14 protein-coding genes are annotated in these 16143 nt (G+C 69.3%); 9 read left to right on the plus strand and 5 right to left on the minus strand.

The features are described 5' to 3' along the window. Positions 1-29: 29 nt before the first annotated feature. The 3 genes from EXE47_RS02750 to EXE47_RS02760 all read right to left on the minus strand — a co-directional run bounded on the left by EXE47_RS02750 (position 30) and on the right by EXE47_RS02760 (position 3452). A complete protein-coding gene (locus tag EXE47_RS02750; protein WP_089308692.1) occupies positions 30-896 on the minus strand; it encodes a phosphatase PAP2 family protein in 867 nt (288 codons plus the stop codon). Next, the gene (locus EXE47_RS02755) at positions 893-2788 is read right to left on the minus strand and encodes an ABC transporter substrate-binding protein (RefSeq protein ID WP_137707986.1); all 1896 of its coding nucleotides are present in this window, start codon (positions 2786-2788) and stop codon (positions 893-895) included. The genes EXE47_RS02750 and EXE47_RS02755 overlap by 4 nt, the downstream gene beginning before the upstream one ends. Before the next feature lie 361 nt (positions 2789-3149). After that, entirely contained in the window at positions 3150-3452 is a 303-nt protein-coding gene (locus EXE47_RS02760) for a hypothetical protein (protein WP_049932161.1), read from the minus strand. Between the two features lie 128 nt (positions 3453-3580). Between EXE47_RS02760 and EXE47_RS02765 the strand changes: the two genes are divergently transcribed. After that, the gene (locus EXE47_RS02765) at positions 3581-4012 is read left to right on the plus strand and encodes an HIT domain-containing protein (protein ID WP_049932159.1); all 432 of its coding nucleotides are present in this window, start codon (positions 3581-3583) and stop codon (positions 4010-4012) included. A gap of 81 nt (positions 4013-4093) precedes the next feature. Then, positions 4094-4888 carry a cell division inhibitor gene (locus EXE47_RS02770; RefSeq protein ID WP_089308694.1) on the plus strand — a complete coding sequence of 265 codons (795 nt, stop codon included), beginning with the start codon at positions 4094-4096 and terminating at the stop codon, positions 4886-4888. A gap of 27 nt (positions 4889-4915) precedes the next feature. On the opposite strand, the gene EXE47_RS02775 is transcribed toward EXE47_RS02770, so the two are convergent. Next, positions 4916-5437, minus strand: coding sequence for a hypothetical protein (locus EXE47_RS02775; RefSeq protein ID WP_089308695.1), 522 nt, complete (start codon positions 5435-5437; stop codon positions 4916-4918). A gap of 163 nt (positions 5438-5600) precedes the next feature. Here EXE47_RS02775 and EXE47_RS02780 point away from each other — a divergent pair, with 163 nt between their 5' ends. Beyond that, positions 5601-6611: a transcription initiation factor IIB family protein gene (locus tag EXE47_RS02780; protein ID WP_089308696.1), complete on the plus strand. Its 1011-nt coding sequence runs from the start codon at positions 5601-5603 to the stop codon at positions 6609-6611. Positions 6612-6905: 294 nt separating this feature from the next. On the opposite strand, the gene EXE47_RS02785 is transcribed toward EXE47_RS02780, so the two are convergent. Beyond that, entirely contained in the window at positions 6906-7754 is an 849-nt protein-coding gene (locus EXE47_RS02785; protein WP_049932841.1) for a DUF6293 family protein, read from the minus strand. Positions 7755-7916: 162 nt separating this feature from the next. On the opposite strand from EXE47_RS02785, the gene EXE47_RS02790 reads away from it, so the two are divergent. From EXE47_RS02790 to EXE47_RS02815, 6 genes are all read left to right on the plus strand, one after another. After that, a complete protein-coding gene (locus EXE47_RS02790; RefSeq protein ID WP_089308697.1) occupies positions 7917-9572 on the plus strand; it encodes a GTPBP1 family GTP-binding protein in 1656 nt (551 codons plus the stop codon). Positions 9573-9819: 247 nt separating this feature from the next. Further along, positions 9820-11463, plus strand: a complete 1644-nt coding sequence (locus EXE47_RS02795; RefSeq protein ID WP_049932843.1) for an ABC transporter substrate-binding protein — start codon at positions 9820-9822, stop codon at positions 11461-11463. Between the two features lie 204 nt (positions 11464-11667). Next, positions 11668-12663 (plus strand): ABC transporter permease, encoded by a 996-nt coding sequence (locus EXE47_RS02800; RefSeq protein WP_222104443.1) that lies wholly within the window; start codon positions 11668-11670, stop codon positions 12661-12663. Further along, complete coding sequence (locus EXE47_RS02805; RefSeq protein ID WP_049932845.1) at positions 12663-13649, plus strand: ABC transporter permease; 987 nt, start codon at positions 12663-12665, stop codon at positions 13647-13649. The genes EXE47_RS02800 and EXE47_RS02805 overlap by 1 nt, the downstream gene beginning before the upstream one ends. 1 nt (position 13650) lies before the next feature. Then, complete coding sequence (locus EXE47_RS02810) at positions 13651-14772, plus strand: ABC transporter ATP-binding protein (RefSeq protein WP_089308698.1); 1122 nt, start codon at positions 13651-13653, stop codon at positions 14770-14772. Further along, positions 14769-16133: an ABC transporter ATP-binding protein gene (locus tag EXE47_RS02815; protein ID WP_049932847.1), complete on the plus strand. Its 1365-nt coding sequence runs from the start codon at positions 14769-14771 to the stop codon at positions 16131-16133. The genes EXE47_RS02810 and EXE47_RS02815 overlap by 4 nt, the downstream gene beginning before the upstream one ends. Positions 16134-16143 lie beyond the last annotated feature (10 nt).

Raw genomic sequence — 16143 nt, forward strand, 5'->3', positions numbered from 1 at the left:
AACGGTGTGTTCGGCGGCGGTCGAGGGGGTCAGTCGCTCGCGTTCGGCTCCGACGGCGGCTGGTCGTCCTCCGGGCCGTCGCGCGGGACTCCGGGGTCGGACCGCGGTTCGACCAGCCGGTACGCGAGCGCCACCGAGCCGAACGCGAGCGCGAACCCGGCGACGACGTCGGTGAGCCAGTGGATGCCGAGGTACATCGTCGCGACCACGACCGACAGCGAGAGCGGGACCGCGACCGGCGTCCACCGGGGGTACTCCTCGTGGGTCAGCACCGCGAACGTCCCGACGGTGACCGACAGCGAGGTGTGAAGCGACGGGAAGACGTTCGAGTTCACGTTCACCTCGCTCGTCAGCGCCATCACGTCGGGCTGCGTGGTGAACAGCAGCGGCGTCACCATGTCGGGCATCACGTTCCGCGGGCCGTGGGCGAACACCGCCGTGTACAGCACCAGCCCGATCCCGTAGTTGAGCGCGTACGCGACGAGGACGCGGCTGAACGTCGTTTTCCGGGGGAGCGCGAGGTACGCGACCGGCGGGAACGCGAGCAGGAACGCGTAGCCGTACACGTACACCCACGAGAAGTAGGCGGTCAGCGCGGGGGTCGCGAACGTCGCCTGAACCCACGCGACGAAGCCGCCCTCCAGCCCGTAAATGAACGCCGTCGCCTGAAGGCCGAACAGCCTGGAGACGTCCAGTAGCGGGGGGCGCCCGACGGCGCTGGCGATCAGCACCGCGCAGACGACAGCGACGGCCCGACGCGCGTCCCAGAGCCGGTCGCGGAGCCCGCTCCACGTCTCGCGGAGCCGGGCGGGGCCGATCACCGCGACGCTCGCGACGACCAGCATCGCCACGACCCACGCCACGACCGACGTGAGGACCGAGAGGAACGGCGTCATCGCCCCCGCGAGAGCAGCCGCCCCTCGCCGTCGAACCGGTACCCGATTTCCCGGAGCGCCTCGCGGGCGGCCGCGACATCCAGCGACCCACCGTCGTCGAAGAACGGGTGGACTGGGTCGCTCCCGTCGGCCCACGCCACCGACTCCGGAACATCAGCCGAGGACGCCGCGAGCGGCGAGGTCGCCGCCCGCGCGTAGCCGTCGAAGGCGCCGTCGACGATCGCGGTCTTATCGATCAGCCGAGCGATCACCGCCCGGAACCGGGGGTTCGACAGCGGGCTCCGGCGCACGTTGTACCCGACGTGGTAGAACGCCGCCGACCGCCCGCTCACGAGCCGGGCGTCAGCCGAGCGACCGATCCGCGGGACCGACTCGGGCCCGAGGTTCGAGACGGTGGCGTCCGCGAGTCCCTCGGCGACCGACTCCACGGCCGAGATGTCCGACGGCAGGACCTCGATGCGGAGCCGGTCGAAGGCGGGCTTCCCGTGGTATCGGGACGGGACCCCCGCTCGCGGGTCAGCGGTCTCCCCGGACGCGTCCGCGTCGTCCTCGGGCGTCGACCGGACGAGGAAGTGGTCGGGGTTCCGCTCGAAGGCGACCGACTCCCCGGCGGTCGCCTCGACGAACCGGAGCGGCCCGCTCCCGACGGGGTCGGGGTTGTTCGAGACGATCGCCTCCGTGGTCTCGAAGTCGAACTCGAAGCCGGCGATCGTCGCCGCGCCGGTCCGCTCTGACCAAACGTGTTCCGGGAGGATCGGCACCCGGAGCGCCCTGGCGGCGACCGTCTCGTTCACGTCGGCCACGGTGAGTCGGACTGTCGACTCGTCGCGGGCGCGCGCCCCCTCGACGACGGAACTTCGGCCGCGGAACCGAGGGGTCGGAACCGGGGTCTCGACGTTCCCGAGGGAGGTGTCGCGGAGGAACGCGTAGGTGAACGCCACGTCGCTCGCCGTCACGGGCTCGCCGTCGTGCCACCGGGCCTCTCGGAGCGTGACGTCGAGCGTGGTCTCGTCGACCCGTTCCCAGCCGGTCGCCAGCCACGGGAAGAACTCGTCGCCGTCCGCGCGGACGAGGGGGTCGTACAACAGACCCGTGAACGTGCCGTGGTTCCGGTATTCGGCGGCGATCGGGTTCCAGTTCTCCGTGATCCGGTCGTCGGTCGTCACGAGCCGGAGGGCGTCCCCCGTCGCGTCGGCGGCGGCCGCGTCGGTCGTCGTCTCGACGCCGCCCGCCGACGCGTTCGTCGCGGAACCGCCGCCTCCCGAGCCGTCGGCGGCGACGTCGTCGAGTTCGAGGAGCCCGGTGACGGAGAGCGGCTGTCGGTCCTCCGTCCAGCCGTCGAACCGGCTCTCTTGGACGGCGGTGAGCGCATCGGGGAACGCGACGACGGAGAAGGGCTGAAGCTCACACACCGTCTCTTGGAGGGCGTCGACGGCGTCGTCGCGGTCGCGGCCGGCCGCCCGGCACTGCCGTTCGAGCAGGTCGTCGACGGCCATCTCCGTGAGGCCGAAGGGGTTCTGCCACCCCGACTCCGCGACGAACCGCGAATGGGTCAGCCCGTACAGCGCGTCGGGGTCGAACGGCTCCGTCTCCACGAACTGCCCGACGTAGAGGTCGAAGTTCTGGTTGATGAGCACCTTCCGCCAGAGGTCGGTCTGTCCGACGGTGTTGAGCCGGACATCGATGCCGACGGCGGTCAGGTGCTCTTCGAGCTGTCTGGCGATGCGGATCCCGTTGGGGTCGGCGTCCGCCGGCGTGGCGTTGATCTCGAGGGTTAGCTGCTCGGGGGGATCGCGGCCGGCGATGTTCTCCGTGCGACCGAGACAGCCGGCGCTGGCGGCCGCGAGGCCGAGCCCTGCGAGCGCCGCTCGTCGACTGATCGATCGCGTCATTCGGACGTTTCCACCTGTTTTCAGCCGCTCGGTATATCTCTTCTGTGCCGTCGTCGCGCCGAGAGCGGTCGCACCGACGCCGTCGGGCCGCCCGAGCGCCGAGGCGAGTCGCCTCAGATGGCGTTCGGCAGCGGGAGCGCCAGATCGGCGAGGAGCCCCGCGCGTGGGGGATAAGGGCGGGCGGAACCGCAACCCGAGCGCCGTGAAGTCAACGAGGAATCCGGTACCAAATCCGGCAACTGCGGCGAGGAGTCCGGCGACGGCGGCGGTCCGGTTCATGCGCCGCACCTGTACGTCTGAAAACAAACCGGGGCGTGTCGGACCGCGGCGCTATCGGTGGGAGCCTAGCGCCGGTCCCCCGTCACCACGTCTCGACGACGCCGTCGCGGACGTCCTCGGCGCACCCCTCGCAGTCGGGGTGACCCGACTCGAAGCAGGCCGGACGGCCCTCGGCGTCGACCGGGACGGTCCGTCGCTCCGCGTGGCGGCGGCAGACGATGCGCGCCGCGCCGGACTCGTCGGTCGGGAGGTCGAACCGCGCCGCGGCCGCCGCGTCGCCCTCGGGGTCGTCGCGCCCCTCGGCGTAGGCGCGTTTGGCCTCCTCGAACTGTTTGCCCGCCTTGCGGAGCTGCTGGCGGATCACGCGTTCGAGCCGGTCGTCCATACCCGCCGTTTCGGCGCGGCGGATATAGGTCCGTTGGCGGCGCGGGACGCGGGCGCCGCGACGGCGCAAATCTTGAGGGACAGCCGCCCCGGGAAACCTTGATGAGACGGCCGAGCGATCGCTCGGGTATGTCCGACGACTGTATCTTCTGTTCGATCGTCGCCGGCGACATCCCGGCGCGCACCGTCTACGAGACCGATTCCGTGCTGGCGTTCCTCGACGCGAACCCGCTGGCGCGCGGACATACGCTCGTGATCCCCAAGTCGCACGCGCACCACGTCGGCGACCTCGACGCCGACCTCGCGAGCGACCTGTTCGGCGCGGCCGCGTCGCTCACGCCGGAGATTCAAGCGGCCGTCGGCGCCGACGGGGCCAACGTCGGCGTCAACGACGGCGAGGCGGCCGGGCAGGAGGTCCCGCACGTCCACGTTCACGTCGTCCCGCGCTTCGAGGGCGACGGCGGCGCGGCGATCCACGCGGTCGCCGGCGGGCGGCCGGACCTCTCCGACGACGAACTCGACGCGGTCGCCGACGAGGTCGCGGCCGCGATAGACGGGTAACGACGGCGAGGGAAGTAGCGCCGGCGCGACCCGCCGCCCGAGTTCGCGATTCTTAAGAACACCCTCCGGCGAGGCCGGCGTATGAACGCGACGACGCTCGCGCTGGTCGGGGCGACCGGCGGCGCGGGGACAACGCGGACCGCTGTCGAGCTGGCGGCGATGGGTGCGCGCGACGGCGCCGACGTGGCCATCGTCGACGCCGCGTTCACGACGCAGGGACTCTCCGAGTACGTGAGCGGGCGCATCGACCCCGACCTCACGGCGCTCCTCACGGACGACTCGGACGCGGCGCTGTCGGCGGCGGCGTATCCGGTCATCGGGACCGGCGGGGACAGCGGGCGGACCGCGGACGGCGAGCGGGACGCGCCGGACCTCCCGGGACGGGTCGACGCGATACCCGCGCGAGCGCCGTTCGAGCGCGTCGCGCGTGCGAAGACGGCGGAGGCCGCCCGGAAGTTGGAGCGGCGGATCGGCGAGGCGGCGACGACGTACGACGCGGTGGTCGTCGACGCCGCGCCGGTCGGGTCGAACGAGGCCGTCGCGGCCGCGACGGCGGTCGACCGCGCGGTCGCGGTCAGGCCGGCGACGGTCCACGGGCGCGACGCGGCCCAGCGGCTCCGCGGCCGGATCGCCGACGTCGGCGGGAGCCTCGACGCGACGCTCGCGGTCGAGCGACCGGGGAGCGGTGACGGCGAGGAGGGCGACGGAGTCGTCCGCGTGCCGGCGACCGATCCCGAGGTGGCGGCCGCGCCGACCGCGGCTAGAGGGGATGACGCGTACGCGCGGGCGATCGCGACCGCGCACGAGGCGGCGTTCGACGCGACGCTCGACGTGGAGTTTCCGGAGCCGAGCCTCGTCGAGCGGTTCGCGCCCTGACGCGGAGCGGAAAGACGGGATCGGCGCTCAGCGGAGGCCGTCGGTGGAGCCGAGCGCGTCGCCGAGGGGGTCGTCGGCGCCGAGTCCGTCTCCCAGCGGCGCGGAGCCGGCGACCTGCGCGTCGACCGCCTCCGCGACGGGCTCGACCGGGTCGTGCGTCTCGACGTACGTCGCCAGCGCGAAGTCCGCCTCGTCGCCGCCGGTGAGCGCGACGGCCTCGCTGCGGGGGGTCCGGCCGGCGAGCCAGTCGCGGACGATGTCACGTGCGGTGGGTGAGAGCGGACAGACGCCCGCGACGCCGCAGCGGTGGAGCGCCTTCGCGGCCGTCATCGGGCTGACGCCCGCCTCACGCGCCGCGTCGCCGACGCTCCGGCCGGCGGTGTAGGCGTCGACGAGCGTGGCGGTCGCCTCTGGCGTACACGGGAGCGACTCGGCGTGGTCCGACAGGCGGTCGACGAGCGGCGTCTCCGTGTCGTCGGCGAGGGCGACTCCGCGATCGCGCTGGCGCGAGGTCACCTCGACCCCCGCCGCGATCTCCGACAGCGTCATGCGGATTCGTGTCTCGCACGAAATCTTAAAACCACCGTACCGCGGCGCGGTCGCCGCCGCGATCACCGACCGATAACCGGTCGGTTCGGCGGCGCCGATCCGGCCGATCGACCGCCGATTCGCCCGGGTTTAAGTAAGGCTTCGGGCCGGAGTTCGACGTGTGATGAGTGACGCACGCTCGACCCGCGTTCGTTCGCCCCGTACAGAGACCGACGACGTCGCGACGACGGACCGCTCGGCGACCGCCGACGGTGCCGCGACCGCGGACCGCACAGCGGCCGCCGAGGGGTCCGAGACCGCGTCCGCCGCCGAGACCGGAAACCGCGAGACGTGTCCGGAGTGCGGCGGCCGCACGCGCGTCGACGGCCCGGAGCGCGTCTGCGCCGACTGCGGGCTGGTCGTCGACGCCGACCGGATCGACCACGGCCCCGAGTGGCGGTCGTTCGACGACGAGGACACGGATCCGAAACGCACCGGCGCGCCCCTGACGCGGTCCCGCCACGACCGCGGGCTCTCGACGGAGATCGGCCGGTCGACCAAGGTGAAGGGGCGCAAGCGCCGCCGGCTCGCCCGGATGCGGACCCAGCACAACCGCGCGCAGATCTCGACGAAGCGCGACCGCAACAAGGTGTACGCGTACACCGAGATCCGGCGGCTCACCGGCGTCATGGGCCTGCCCGATAGCGTCCGCGACGCCGCCTGTGCGCTGTTCGACTCCGCGCAGGAGGAGAGCCTGCTCCGCGGGCGCTCGCTGGAGGGCTTCGCGGCCGCCTGCGTCTACGTCGCCTGCCGGACGGCCGACGTGTCCCGCACGGTCGGCGAGGTGTGCGCCGAGGCGAAGGCGACGGAGGACGAGCACCAGGCCGCCTTCGACGCGATGAACCGCGAACTCGGCCTGCCGATCGCGCCCAGCGGTCCCGCGGAGTACCTCCCGCGGTTCGCGAGCGACCTCGGCTGCGATCCCGCCGTCGAGCGTCGGGCGGGCGAGCTGGCCGAGCGCGCCGTCGAGGAAGGGATCGCCAACGGCCGAAACCCGGTCGGCGTCGCGGCCGCCTGTCTGTACACCGCGGCCCGGGAGCTCGACGCGGAGTGTACGCAGCAGGCGGCCGCGGACGTGGCCGGCGTGACGCCGGTGACCGTCCGGCGGACCTACGTCGACCTGACGGAGGAGTAAGTCGGAGAAGCGCCAACGGGGGACCCGTCGGCCGTGACGATCCGCCGGGCGGGCGCGGCGGCGTCAGCGGGGACCGGCCGCCCCGAGAGGGAGCTGGCGACCGGCGGCTGATAGCGGACAGGCGGTGTGGAGGGCAGGGAGGGCACCCCGACCGTCCGGCGGGCGTCACGCATCTGGATCGACGTGCGGGGGATAGTTCTACGTTAGCTATTGATAGTACGGATAGACCGAACAACGCGGTTGGGTCGGACGACTCGCGGTTTGCGTGTCGACCGTTTCGTCTGGGCCGCCCTGCTACCGCCCGTCGAGCTTGTGCTTGAACGCGAAGAAGACCCGGCGACCGGTCTCGGTGAGTCGGACCGTGTCGGAGCGCCCGATGTCCTCGAGATCGACGTAGCCGCGCTCCCGCAGCGGCGAGAGGACGTGCGTCTCTAAGGCGCGGTACTTCGCCGTCCGGCTCTCCCCCGCCTCGCGGAGGAACGACAGCTCGCGCTCGCGCGCCCACTCGATCAGGTTCCACTTGTCGGTGGTCAGGTTCCCCTCGGCGCGGTCGTGGAGCCGACCGAGCACCGCGACCTGGTCGGTCGTTGGGGCGTCCATGGGGTAGATCGGGAGGTCGACCGTGCGCTCGATGCCCGTCGTGAGCGGTTCCTCGCGCCGGTCGTGGCGGTGGCGCTCCGGCTCGACGCTGTAGGGCCGCGCGCCGACAATCATACAGGCGAGCGCGACGCCGACCGCGGCGATCCGCGGTCCGGTCGAGACGTTCCCGAAGAGCCGGTCGCCGTCCTCGGCGCTCGCCCGGTGGCGGGCGGCGACGGTCGTCGTCACGCCGAGCACGTCGTACACGTCCGCGTGGGCGACGGGGATCGCGCGGACCTCGGCGAACTCGGCGACCGCCGCCCACGCGTCGCGCTGGTAGGCCGTGAGCCCGTCGGGATCGATGCGGATGTCACCGGGGTCGACCGCCTGCGCGGCGTCGAAGTCAACGTCGCCGCGGGCGGCGTCGCGGTCCGGGGCGTCGACGAGGAGGTACGCGACGTCGGCGCCGTGGCGGCGGAGCGGTTCGACGATCCGGTCGCGCTCGTACCCGAGCGGGACCACGTGGACCCGGCGTTCGGAGACGCTGGGGACCGAGGTGTCCATACATCGGCTCCCGCCGGCGACCGCTTAAAGGGTGCGTCGGGGGTCGGCGGGCAAGCGTACGGTGGCGGCTCCCGGGCGCTCCCGACGCCTCGGTACCGATCACGTGACGTGAGGACTCATAGCACGAAAACCGTTAAGCCCGGCTGTCGCCTACAAGTCGGCATGAGCGCTGACCGGTCCGCCCTCCGGCGGGCCATCGAGCGCGGCGAGCGAGACGGCGGCGCGATCGAGTTCAAGGAGCGCCTGACGCGCGAGGTCCACCTCGCCGACGGGCGCATGGAGTCGCTCGTGGCTCAGCTCCGCCACCGTGTCCTCTCCGGCGACGGCGAGGCTACCTACGTACTCGGCGTGACCGACGACGGCGGGTTGGCCGGCGTCTCCCCCGACGCCTTCTCCGAGACCATGGACGTGCTCTCGCTTTTGGCCGACGAGGCCGACGCCCACATCGCCGACGCCGAGACGTGGAGCGCCGGCTCCGGCGGCGACGGCGACGAGGCGGGCCTCGTGGGGCTCGCCACGCTCCGCGACGGCGGCGTGTTCGAGGCCGACGAGGACCACCTCGTCGTCGGCACGGCGGGCCACGTCGACCACGGCAAGTCGACGCTGGTCGGGACGCTGGTCACCGGGCGCGCCGACGACGGGCAGGGCGGCACGCGGGGCTTCCTCGACGTCCAGCCCCACGAGGTCGAGCGCGGCCTCTCGGCCGACCTCTCGTACGCGGCGTACGGCTTCGCCGACGGCGCCGACGAGCCGGTCAGGATGGACAACCCCCACCGCAAGTCCGACCGTGCGGGAGTCGTCGAGGCCGCCGACCGGCTCGTCTCCTTCGTCGACACCGTCGGCCACGAGCCGTGGTTGCGGACGACGATCCGCGGGATCGTCGGCCAGAAACTGGACTACGGGCTCCTCGTGGTCGCCGCCGACGACGGCCCGACGAAGACCACCCGCGAACACCTCGGCATCCTCCTAGCGACCGAACTCCCGACGATCGTCGCGATCACGAAGGCGGACGCCGTGGGCGACGACCGGCTCGCCGCGGTCGAGCGCGAGGTCGAGTCGATGCTCCGGGACGCGGGCCAGACCCCGCTGCTGGTCGACCGGCACGGCGTCGACACCGCGGTCGCGGAGGTCGGCGACGGAGTCGTCCCCCTGCTGCGGACCAGCGCGGTGACGAAAGACGGGGTCGAGACGCTCGACCGGCTGTTCGAGCGCCTCCCGAAGCGCGCGACGCCGGACCGGGAGGCCTTCCGGATGTACGTCGACCGCAGCTACAAGGTGACGGGCGTGGGCGCCGTCGCGTCCGGCACGGTGAATTCGGGGACCGTCGAGACGGGCGACGAGCTCCTCCTCGGGCCCATGCCCGACGGCTCGTTCCGCGAGGTGGAGGTGCGGTCGATCGAGATGCACTACCACCGGGTCGACAAGGCGACGGCCGGGCGGATCGTCGGCATCGCGCTGAAGGGCGTCGACGAGGCGGAGATCGAACGCGGGATGGCGCTGGTCCCCCGAGACAGCGAGCCGGAACCGGTCCGCGAGTTCGACGCCGAGGTGATGGTGCTCAACCACCCGACGCGGATTCAGGAGGGGTACGAGCCGGTCGTCCACCTCGAAACCGTCTCCGAGGCGGCCGCGTTCTTCCCGGACGAGGGGCGACTGCTCCCGGGCGACACCGGCGAGGCGCGCGTCCGGTTCAAGTTCCGGCCGTACCTGATCGAGGAGGGACAGCGCTTCGTCTTCCGCGAGGGGTCGAGCAAAGGGGTCGGAACGGTGACTGGCACCGGAGACGCCGCGGAGGACGCGGCGCCGAGCGAGCGCTGACTCGCCGGTCGGGTGCCGCACTCAAACTGACTCGCCGGTCGCGTGCCGCACGCAAAATATCAGTATTTTGTCCGATTTTTATCCACTGATATATCAATAAATTTCGCATCATGGCAGCCGTTTCTCCCTGATTCGGACGGAGTTCGACGGAGTACGTATGGACAAAAGGACAACAAAGCGAACAGAGATGACCATACGACCACGCCAACCCAAAGTACTTATTAAATAGAAACAAGTGGACGACTGTATGCGTCGACAACACACACAACGCATTTCGCGACGGAAGGTCCTCGCCGGCGGAGCAGCCGGCACCTCCCTCCTGCTCGCCGGGTGTGCCGGTGGGGGGGACGGCGGCGACGGTTCGGACGGCTCAGACGGCGACGGCTCTGACGGCAGTGACGGTTCGGACGGCTCCGACGGCGGCAGCGCCCCGACCCTGTACTTCGCGCAGGCGAAAGGCCCGCTCGACATGGACCCCGTCGTCATGAACGACGTGCCGTCCGCGCAGATTGCCGGGCGGATTTTCGACGGGCTCTACGAGTACAGCGACGGCGTCAGTCTGGAGCCGAAGATCGCCGCGGACATGCCGACGGTCGAGCGCGACGGCACGCGCTTCATCGTCCCGATCCGCGAGGACGCCCAGTTCAAGAACGGCGATCCCGTCACCGCGGAAGATGTCGTTCACACGATGCTGGCGCCCGTCGAGGAACAGACCGAGAACGCATCAGAAGTCGACATGATCGATACCGGGGAGGTGATCGATGAGAAAACCGCACAGTTCGACCTCTCGTACCCGTACGGCGCGTTCACGATCGCCATGGCCCGGAACGTCGTCAACGCCTCCGTCCGACAGGAAGACACGGACGCGTACAACATGGGCCCGGTCACCTCCGGGCCGTTCCGGCTCGCCGAGTGGGAGCCGGAGAGCTACGCGACGCTGGAGCGGTGGGACGACTACTGGGACAGCGATAATCTCCCGGAGATCAGCACAGTCGAGTTCGAGCCGATAGTCGAACAGACGACGCGGGTCACCGAGCTGGAGACTGGGAACGTCGACATCGTCGAATCGATTCCGCCGCAGCTGTACGAGACGGTCGAAGGGAACCAGAACGCCACGCTGACAGAAGAGCCGGGGATTGGGTACTTCTATCTCGCGTTCAACTGCGGCGAGGGACCGACGAGCGACCCGCTCGTCCGCGAGGCGGTCGACTACTGCGTCTCGATGGACCAAGCAGTCGAGAACTTCGTCGAGCCGGCCGGCGTCCGCCAACATAGCCCCTACCCGGCCTCAATCTCTGAGGAGTGGGACTTCCCGACCGACGAGTGGTCGGACATTCAACACGATCAGGACCTGGAAGAGGCGCAGGCGCTGTTCGAGGAGGCTGGGGTCTCGATGGACTACAACTGGCGGATCATCGTGCCGCCGGACAACAAGCGCGAGCAGATCGGCATCTCCATCGGCGACGGGCTCCAGAATGCTGGCTTCCAGAATGTCGAAGTCCAGCGTCTCGACTGGGGGACGTTCCTCGACGCGTACGTCACTGGTAGCGAGGACGACTACAACATGTACACCCTTGGCTGGTCGGGCTCGCCGGACCCAGACACGTTCGCGTACAACCTGCTGAGCCAAGAAACGGAAGGCACGAACAACGGGACGTTCCACGACTACGACGAGGCCTCGCAGATGCTGACGCAGGCCCGCGAGTCGTCTGACCGCGAGGAGCGTCGCCAGCTCTACATCGACGCGACGACGACGCTGCTCGAAGGGCGCGTCCACATGCCGGCGTACAACCTGAACAACTCTTACGGCGTGCGCAACGTGGTGGAGGGCTTCAGCTCGCACCCGATCTCGTCGGAGGTCCAGCTGGACGGCGTCACTGTGAACCGATAACCGGCCCCGGAGGTTTGGGGATCGGACCCACGGAGCGGACCCGGGCGGTGCGCGCTCGGAGCGGGTTGGGCCGTAAGTGTGCCCTCTTGGGCGGTTGGCGGCGGGGTCGGCTGCCCGCTTGCGGCTCCAAATTGGCACGTCGGCGGGAGCGAAACAGATAAGCGACAGCAAAAACCGAGTCGAAGCAACAAGAGATCCACGACAGTGAGTTTACTTCGGTACACACTCCGGCGGTTCGCACAGGCGATACCCGTACTGATAGGTATCGTGACGATAACCTTCTTCCTAGCCAACCAGATTCCCGGCGATCCGGTCGAGATCATGTTGGGGCCAACGCCGGCACAGGAGCAGGTCGAGGCGATCCGGGCCCAGTACGGCCTCGACCGACCGATACACGTTCGGTACTTCACGTACCTCAGCGGCGTCGCAACGGGAGATCTAGGGCTTAGTATCTACTACGACCGCCCTGTCTTGGAGATGATCCTGCTCCGGCTCCCAGTGACGCTGCTGCTCATGCTATCAGCGTTCGCGTTCGCGATCGTCACCGCGATCCCGCTCGGCGTGATCTCGGCGAAGCGGCGCAATGAGCCGGCGGACCACGTCTCGCGGATCGTCTCGCTCATCGGCGTCTCGACGCCGTCGTTCTGGATCGGGCTGGTGTTGATCATCGTCTTCGCGTTCTACCTCGGATGGTTCCCCGCGCGAGGGCTCGTCCTCCCGTGGGCCGACCCGGCGGACGTGCGGGGGGCAGCGACGCGGATTGGGGTGTTACGCCAGACGGCGCATCACCTCTTCTTACCCATGATCGGGCTCGGAACGCTCCAGATGGCGCAGATCACCCGGATCGAGCGCTCGTCGATGGTCGATTCGCTCCAGGGCGAGTACGTGAAGCTCGCTCGGGCGTACGGCGTGCCCGAGTCGACGATCGTGCGCAAGCACGCGTTCCAAGTCGCGCAGCTCCCGGTGATCACCATCATTGGCCTGGGGCTCTCAACCGCGCTCGGCGGCGCCGTCCTCACGGAGACCGTCTTCGAGATTCAGGGGATGGGCCGGTTGATCATTACTGCGATCAACAATCAGGACTACCAGCTGATCATGGGCACGACGCTCGTGTTTGGGTTCGTCTACGTGATCGGCGTGATCGTCACGGACATCACGTACAGCTACCTCGACCCGCGGGTCACATACGGTGACGAGTAATGTCTGTCAACAGCGCAACTTCGGACGACGACACGCCGGACAACAGCGACGAGAGCGGTGGGCCAGACGAGGTCGAGGCCCGCGTCGGGCTCCGGTACACGCTGAAGCAGGTCAGACAGGACACGACGGCGCGGATCGGGACCTACATCGTCGGGTTCATGACGTTCGTCGCGATCTTTGCCGCGTTCGACTACTACGTTCTCGATTACGCCATCGCTGAGGCGGTGCTGTATAATCCGGAGACCGACCCACAGAACGTGCGGCGGCTGCTCCCGCCGGTCGGCATGGAGAACCAGTTTGGACAGGGCGTACTCGAACACCCGCTCGGCACCGACCACCGGGGCCGCGACCTGCTCTCCCGGACAATCTACGGGACGCGGATCGCCATGACGGTCGGGTTCCTCGCGACCGCCATCGGCCTCGGCGGCGGTACCGTCATCGGCGCGGTCTCCGGCTACTACGGCGGCTGGATCGACGACGTGCTCCAGCGCGTCACCGAGACTATCTACGCCATCCCGTTCCTCGTCTTAGTCATCGCGTTCATGACGGCGTTCGGCCGGGACCTCACGTTCGCGATGGTGGGCGTCGGGATCACCGCGATCCCCGTTTTCAACCGTCTCATCCGGTCCCGCGTGGTGTCCATCCGTGAGGAGGACTACGTCGAGGCCGCGCGGGCGGCCGGGGTGAAAGACCGGAACATCATCTTCCGGCACATCATCCCCAACAGCTTCGCCCCGGTGCTCGTCCAGGCGACACTTCAGGTCGGGGTAAGCATCCTCATCGTGGCCGGACTCTCGTTCCTCGGCTTCGGCGCGCAGCCGCCGACGCCATCGTGGGGGCAGATGCTGTCCGCCTCGCGGGGGTACATGCTCCCCGCGCCGACGTTCAGCATCTTCCCCGGTATCGCGATTCTGATCACCGTCATCGGCTTCAACATTCTCGGCGACGGCCTCCAAGACGCCCTCGATCCGCGGATCAACAACTGATATGAGCGAACCACTACTCAGCGTACGCGATCTCAAGACGCAGTTCTTCACCGAGGACGGGACGGTCCGCGCCGTCGACGGCATCTCCTTCGACGTTCACGAGGGGGAGATCGTCGGGCTCGTCGGCGAGTCGGGCGCGGGGAAGTCCGTCGCGACCTCCAGTATCCTCCGGCTGGTCGACAGCCCCGGCGAGATCGTCGGCGGCGAGATCAAGTTCAAAGGCGAGACGATCTTCGGCCTCGAAGAGGACGGCGGCGGCGAGTTGCGCCCGCGCGACGAGATGCTCACCGAAGAGGAGATGCGGAAACGGATCCGCGGCCGCGAGATCGCGATCATCTTCCAGGACCCGATGGAGTCGTTGAACCCCGTCTTCACCGTCGGAGGGCAGCTCCGAGAGTTCATCGAAATTAACCGCGACCTCGGCACCGACGAGGCGAAAGGGGAGGCGATCGACATTCTCCGGGAGGTCGGAATTCCGGCGCCGGAGTCGCGGTACGACGAGTATCCGCACCAGTTCTCTGGCGGGATGCGACAGCGCGTGCTGATCGCGATGGCGCTCGCCTGTCAGCCCGACCTGATCATCGCCGACGAGCCGACGACCGCGCTCGACGTCACGGTCGAAGGCGAGATCCTGGAGATGGTGAAGGACCTCCAAGAGAAGTACGATACTTCGTTCATCTGGGTTACCCACGATATGAGCGTCGTCGCGGAGATCTGCGACCGGGTGAACGTGATGTACCTCGGCGAGGTAATTGAGCAGGCGGAGGTGGACGATCTGTTCTACGACACGAAACACCCATACACGTCGGCGCTGCTCGACTCGATGCCGCGCCCCGACGAAACAGTCGACGAGCTCAGGCCGATCAAGGGAGTGATGCCAGAGGCGATCGACCCGCCCTCCGGCTGTCGGTTCCACTCGCGGTGTCCCGAGGCCCGAGAAGTGTGCCGTGAGGTCCACCCCGAGCCGCGGGAGATGAGCGGGGACGCCGAGGGGACGCACACGGCCGCGTGCGTGAAACACGACGCGTTCGACATCGGGTACGACACGAGTCCCCCGATCGACACGGAGGCGACCGGAGGGTTCTCCGCCGGGTTCACCGAGACCGGGGGTGAGGCGGAATGACCAAAGTCGGCCCGCCAGAGTCGGACCCCGAGGCGCTCCTCCAGGTGCGGAACCTCAAGAAGCACTTCGACAACGAGAGTGGACTCCTCGCGGGCGTCCAGCTCGACGACGAGTTCCCGTACGTCTCCCGGTCGACCTCCGATGTCCGCGCCGTCGACGGCGTGGACTTCGACATCAAGGAAGGGGAGACGCTGGGGCTCGTCGGCGAGTCCGGCTGCGGGAAGTCAACGCTGGCCCGTACCGTCCTCAGGCTGCTTGAACCCACCGAGGGAAGCGTCTACTTCCAGGGCAAGGACCTCGCATCGCTGTCCGGCGAGCCGCTGCGACGGATGCGGAAGAACATGCAGATGATCTTCCAAGACCCGCAGTCCTCTCTCGACCCCCGGATGAAGGTCGGGCCGATCGTCGAGGAGCCGATGAAGGCCCACGGCATGCTCGACGAGGAGGGGCGCGAGGCGCGCGCCAAGGAGCTGTTAGAGAAGGTCGGGCTCGACCCGCAACACTACAATCGGTACCCGCACGCGTTCTCCGGCGGGCAGCGCCAGCGCGTGAACCTCGCGCGGGCGCTGTCGGTGAACCCCGACTTCATCGTCTGCGACGAGCCCGTGTCGGCGCTCGACGTCTCGATCCAGGCGCAGGTGCTCAACACGATGGAGGAGCTACAAGAAGAGTTCGACCTCACGTACCTGTTCATCGCGCACGACCTGAGCGTCATCCGCCACATCTCCGACCGCGTGGCGGTGATGTACCTCGGGAACATCGTCGAGCTCGCCGACAAGGAGGAGCTGTTCGAGAACCCGCAGCACCCGTACACGCAGGCGCTCCTCGACGCGATTCCGGTCCCGGATCCGCGGAGCGGGGGGCGGACCGCCCTCCTGTCCGGCGACGTGCCGTCGCCGATCGACCCGCCCTCGGGCTGCCGGTTCCGGACCCGCTGTCCGAAGGTGATCCAGCCGGAAGAGTACGACATGAGCGACGGCGCCTGGCGGAACCTTGTCGAGTTCCAGCGAGCGGTCGAGCGCCGGGCGTTCGAGGAGACCGATCCGGATGTCCTCCGGTCGCGGTACTTCCAGGACGCGGTCCCGAGCGGCGACGCGGGCACCCTGCTCGACGAGGCGCTGGGCCACATCGAGCGCGACAAGTTCGAGGACGCCGAGCGGATCCTCGTCGAGCGGTTCGCGGACCAGAGCGTCTGCGCGACGGCCCGGCCGGCCTACGAGATCGAGTCGGAGATCGGCGACGGCCGCCACTACTCGGCGTGTCACTTGCGCCGCGACGAGGCGGTCGCGACCGCAGTAGACGAGGCCACGGTAGGCGGCGCGGCGCGGCCCGGAACGGAAGCGCCCGAAGCGGACGACTGACCGCCGACCC

It is taken from the genome of Halorubrum sp. GN12_10-3_MGM (genome assembly GCF_005435235.1).
In the GTDB taxonomy this organism is placed as follows: Archaea; Halobacteriota; Halobacteria; order Halobacteriales; family Haloferacaceae; genus Halorubrum; species Halorubrum ezzemoulense.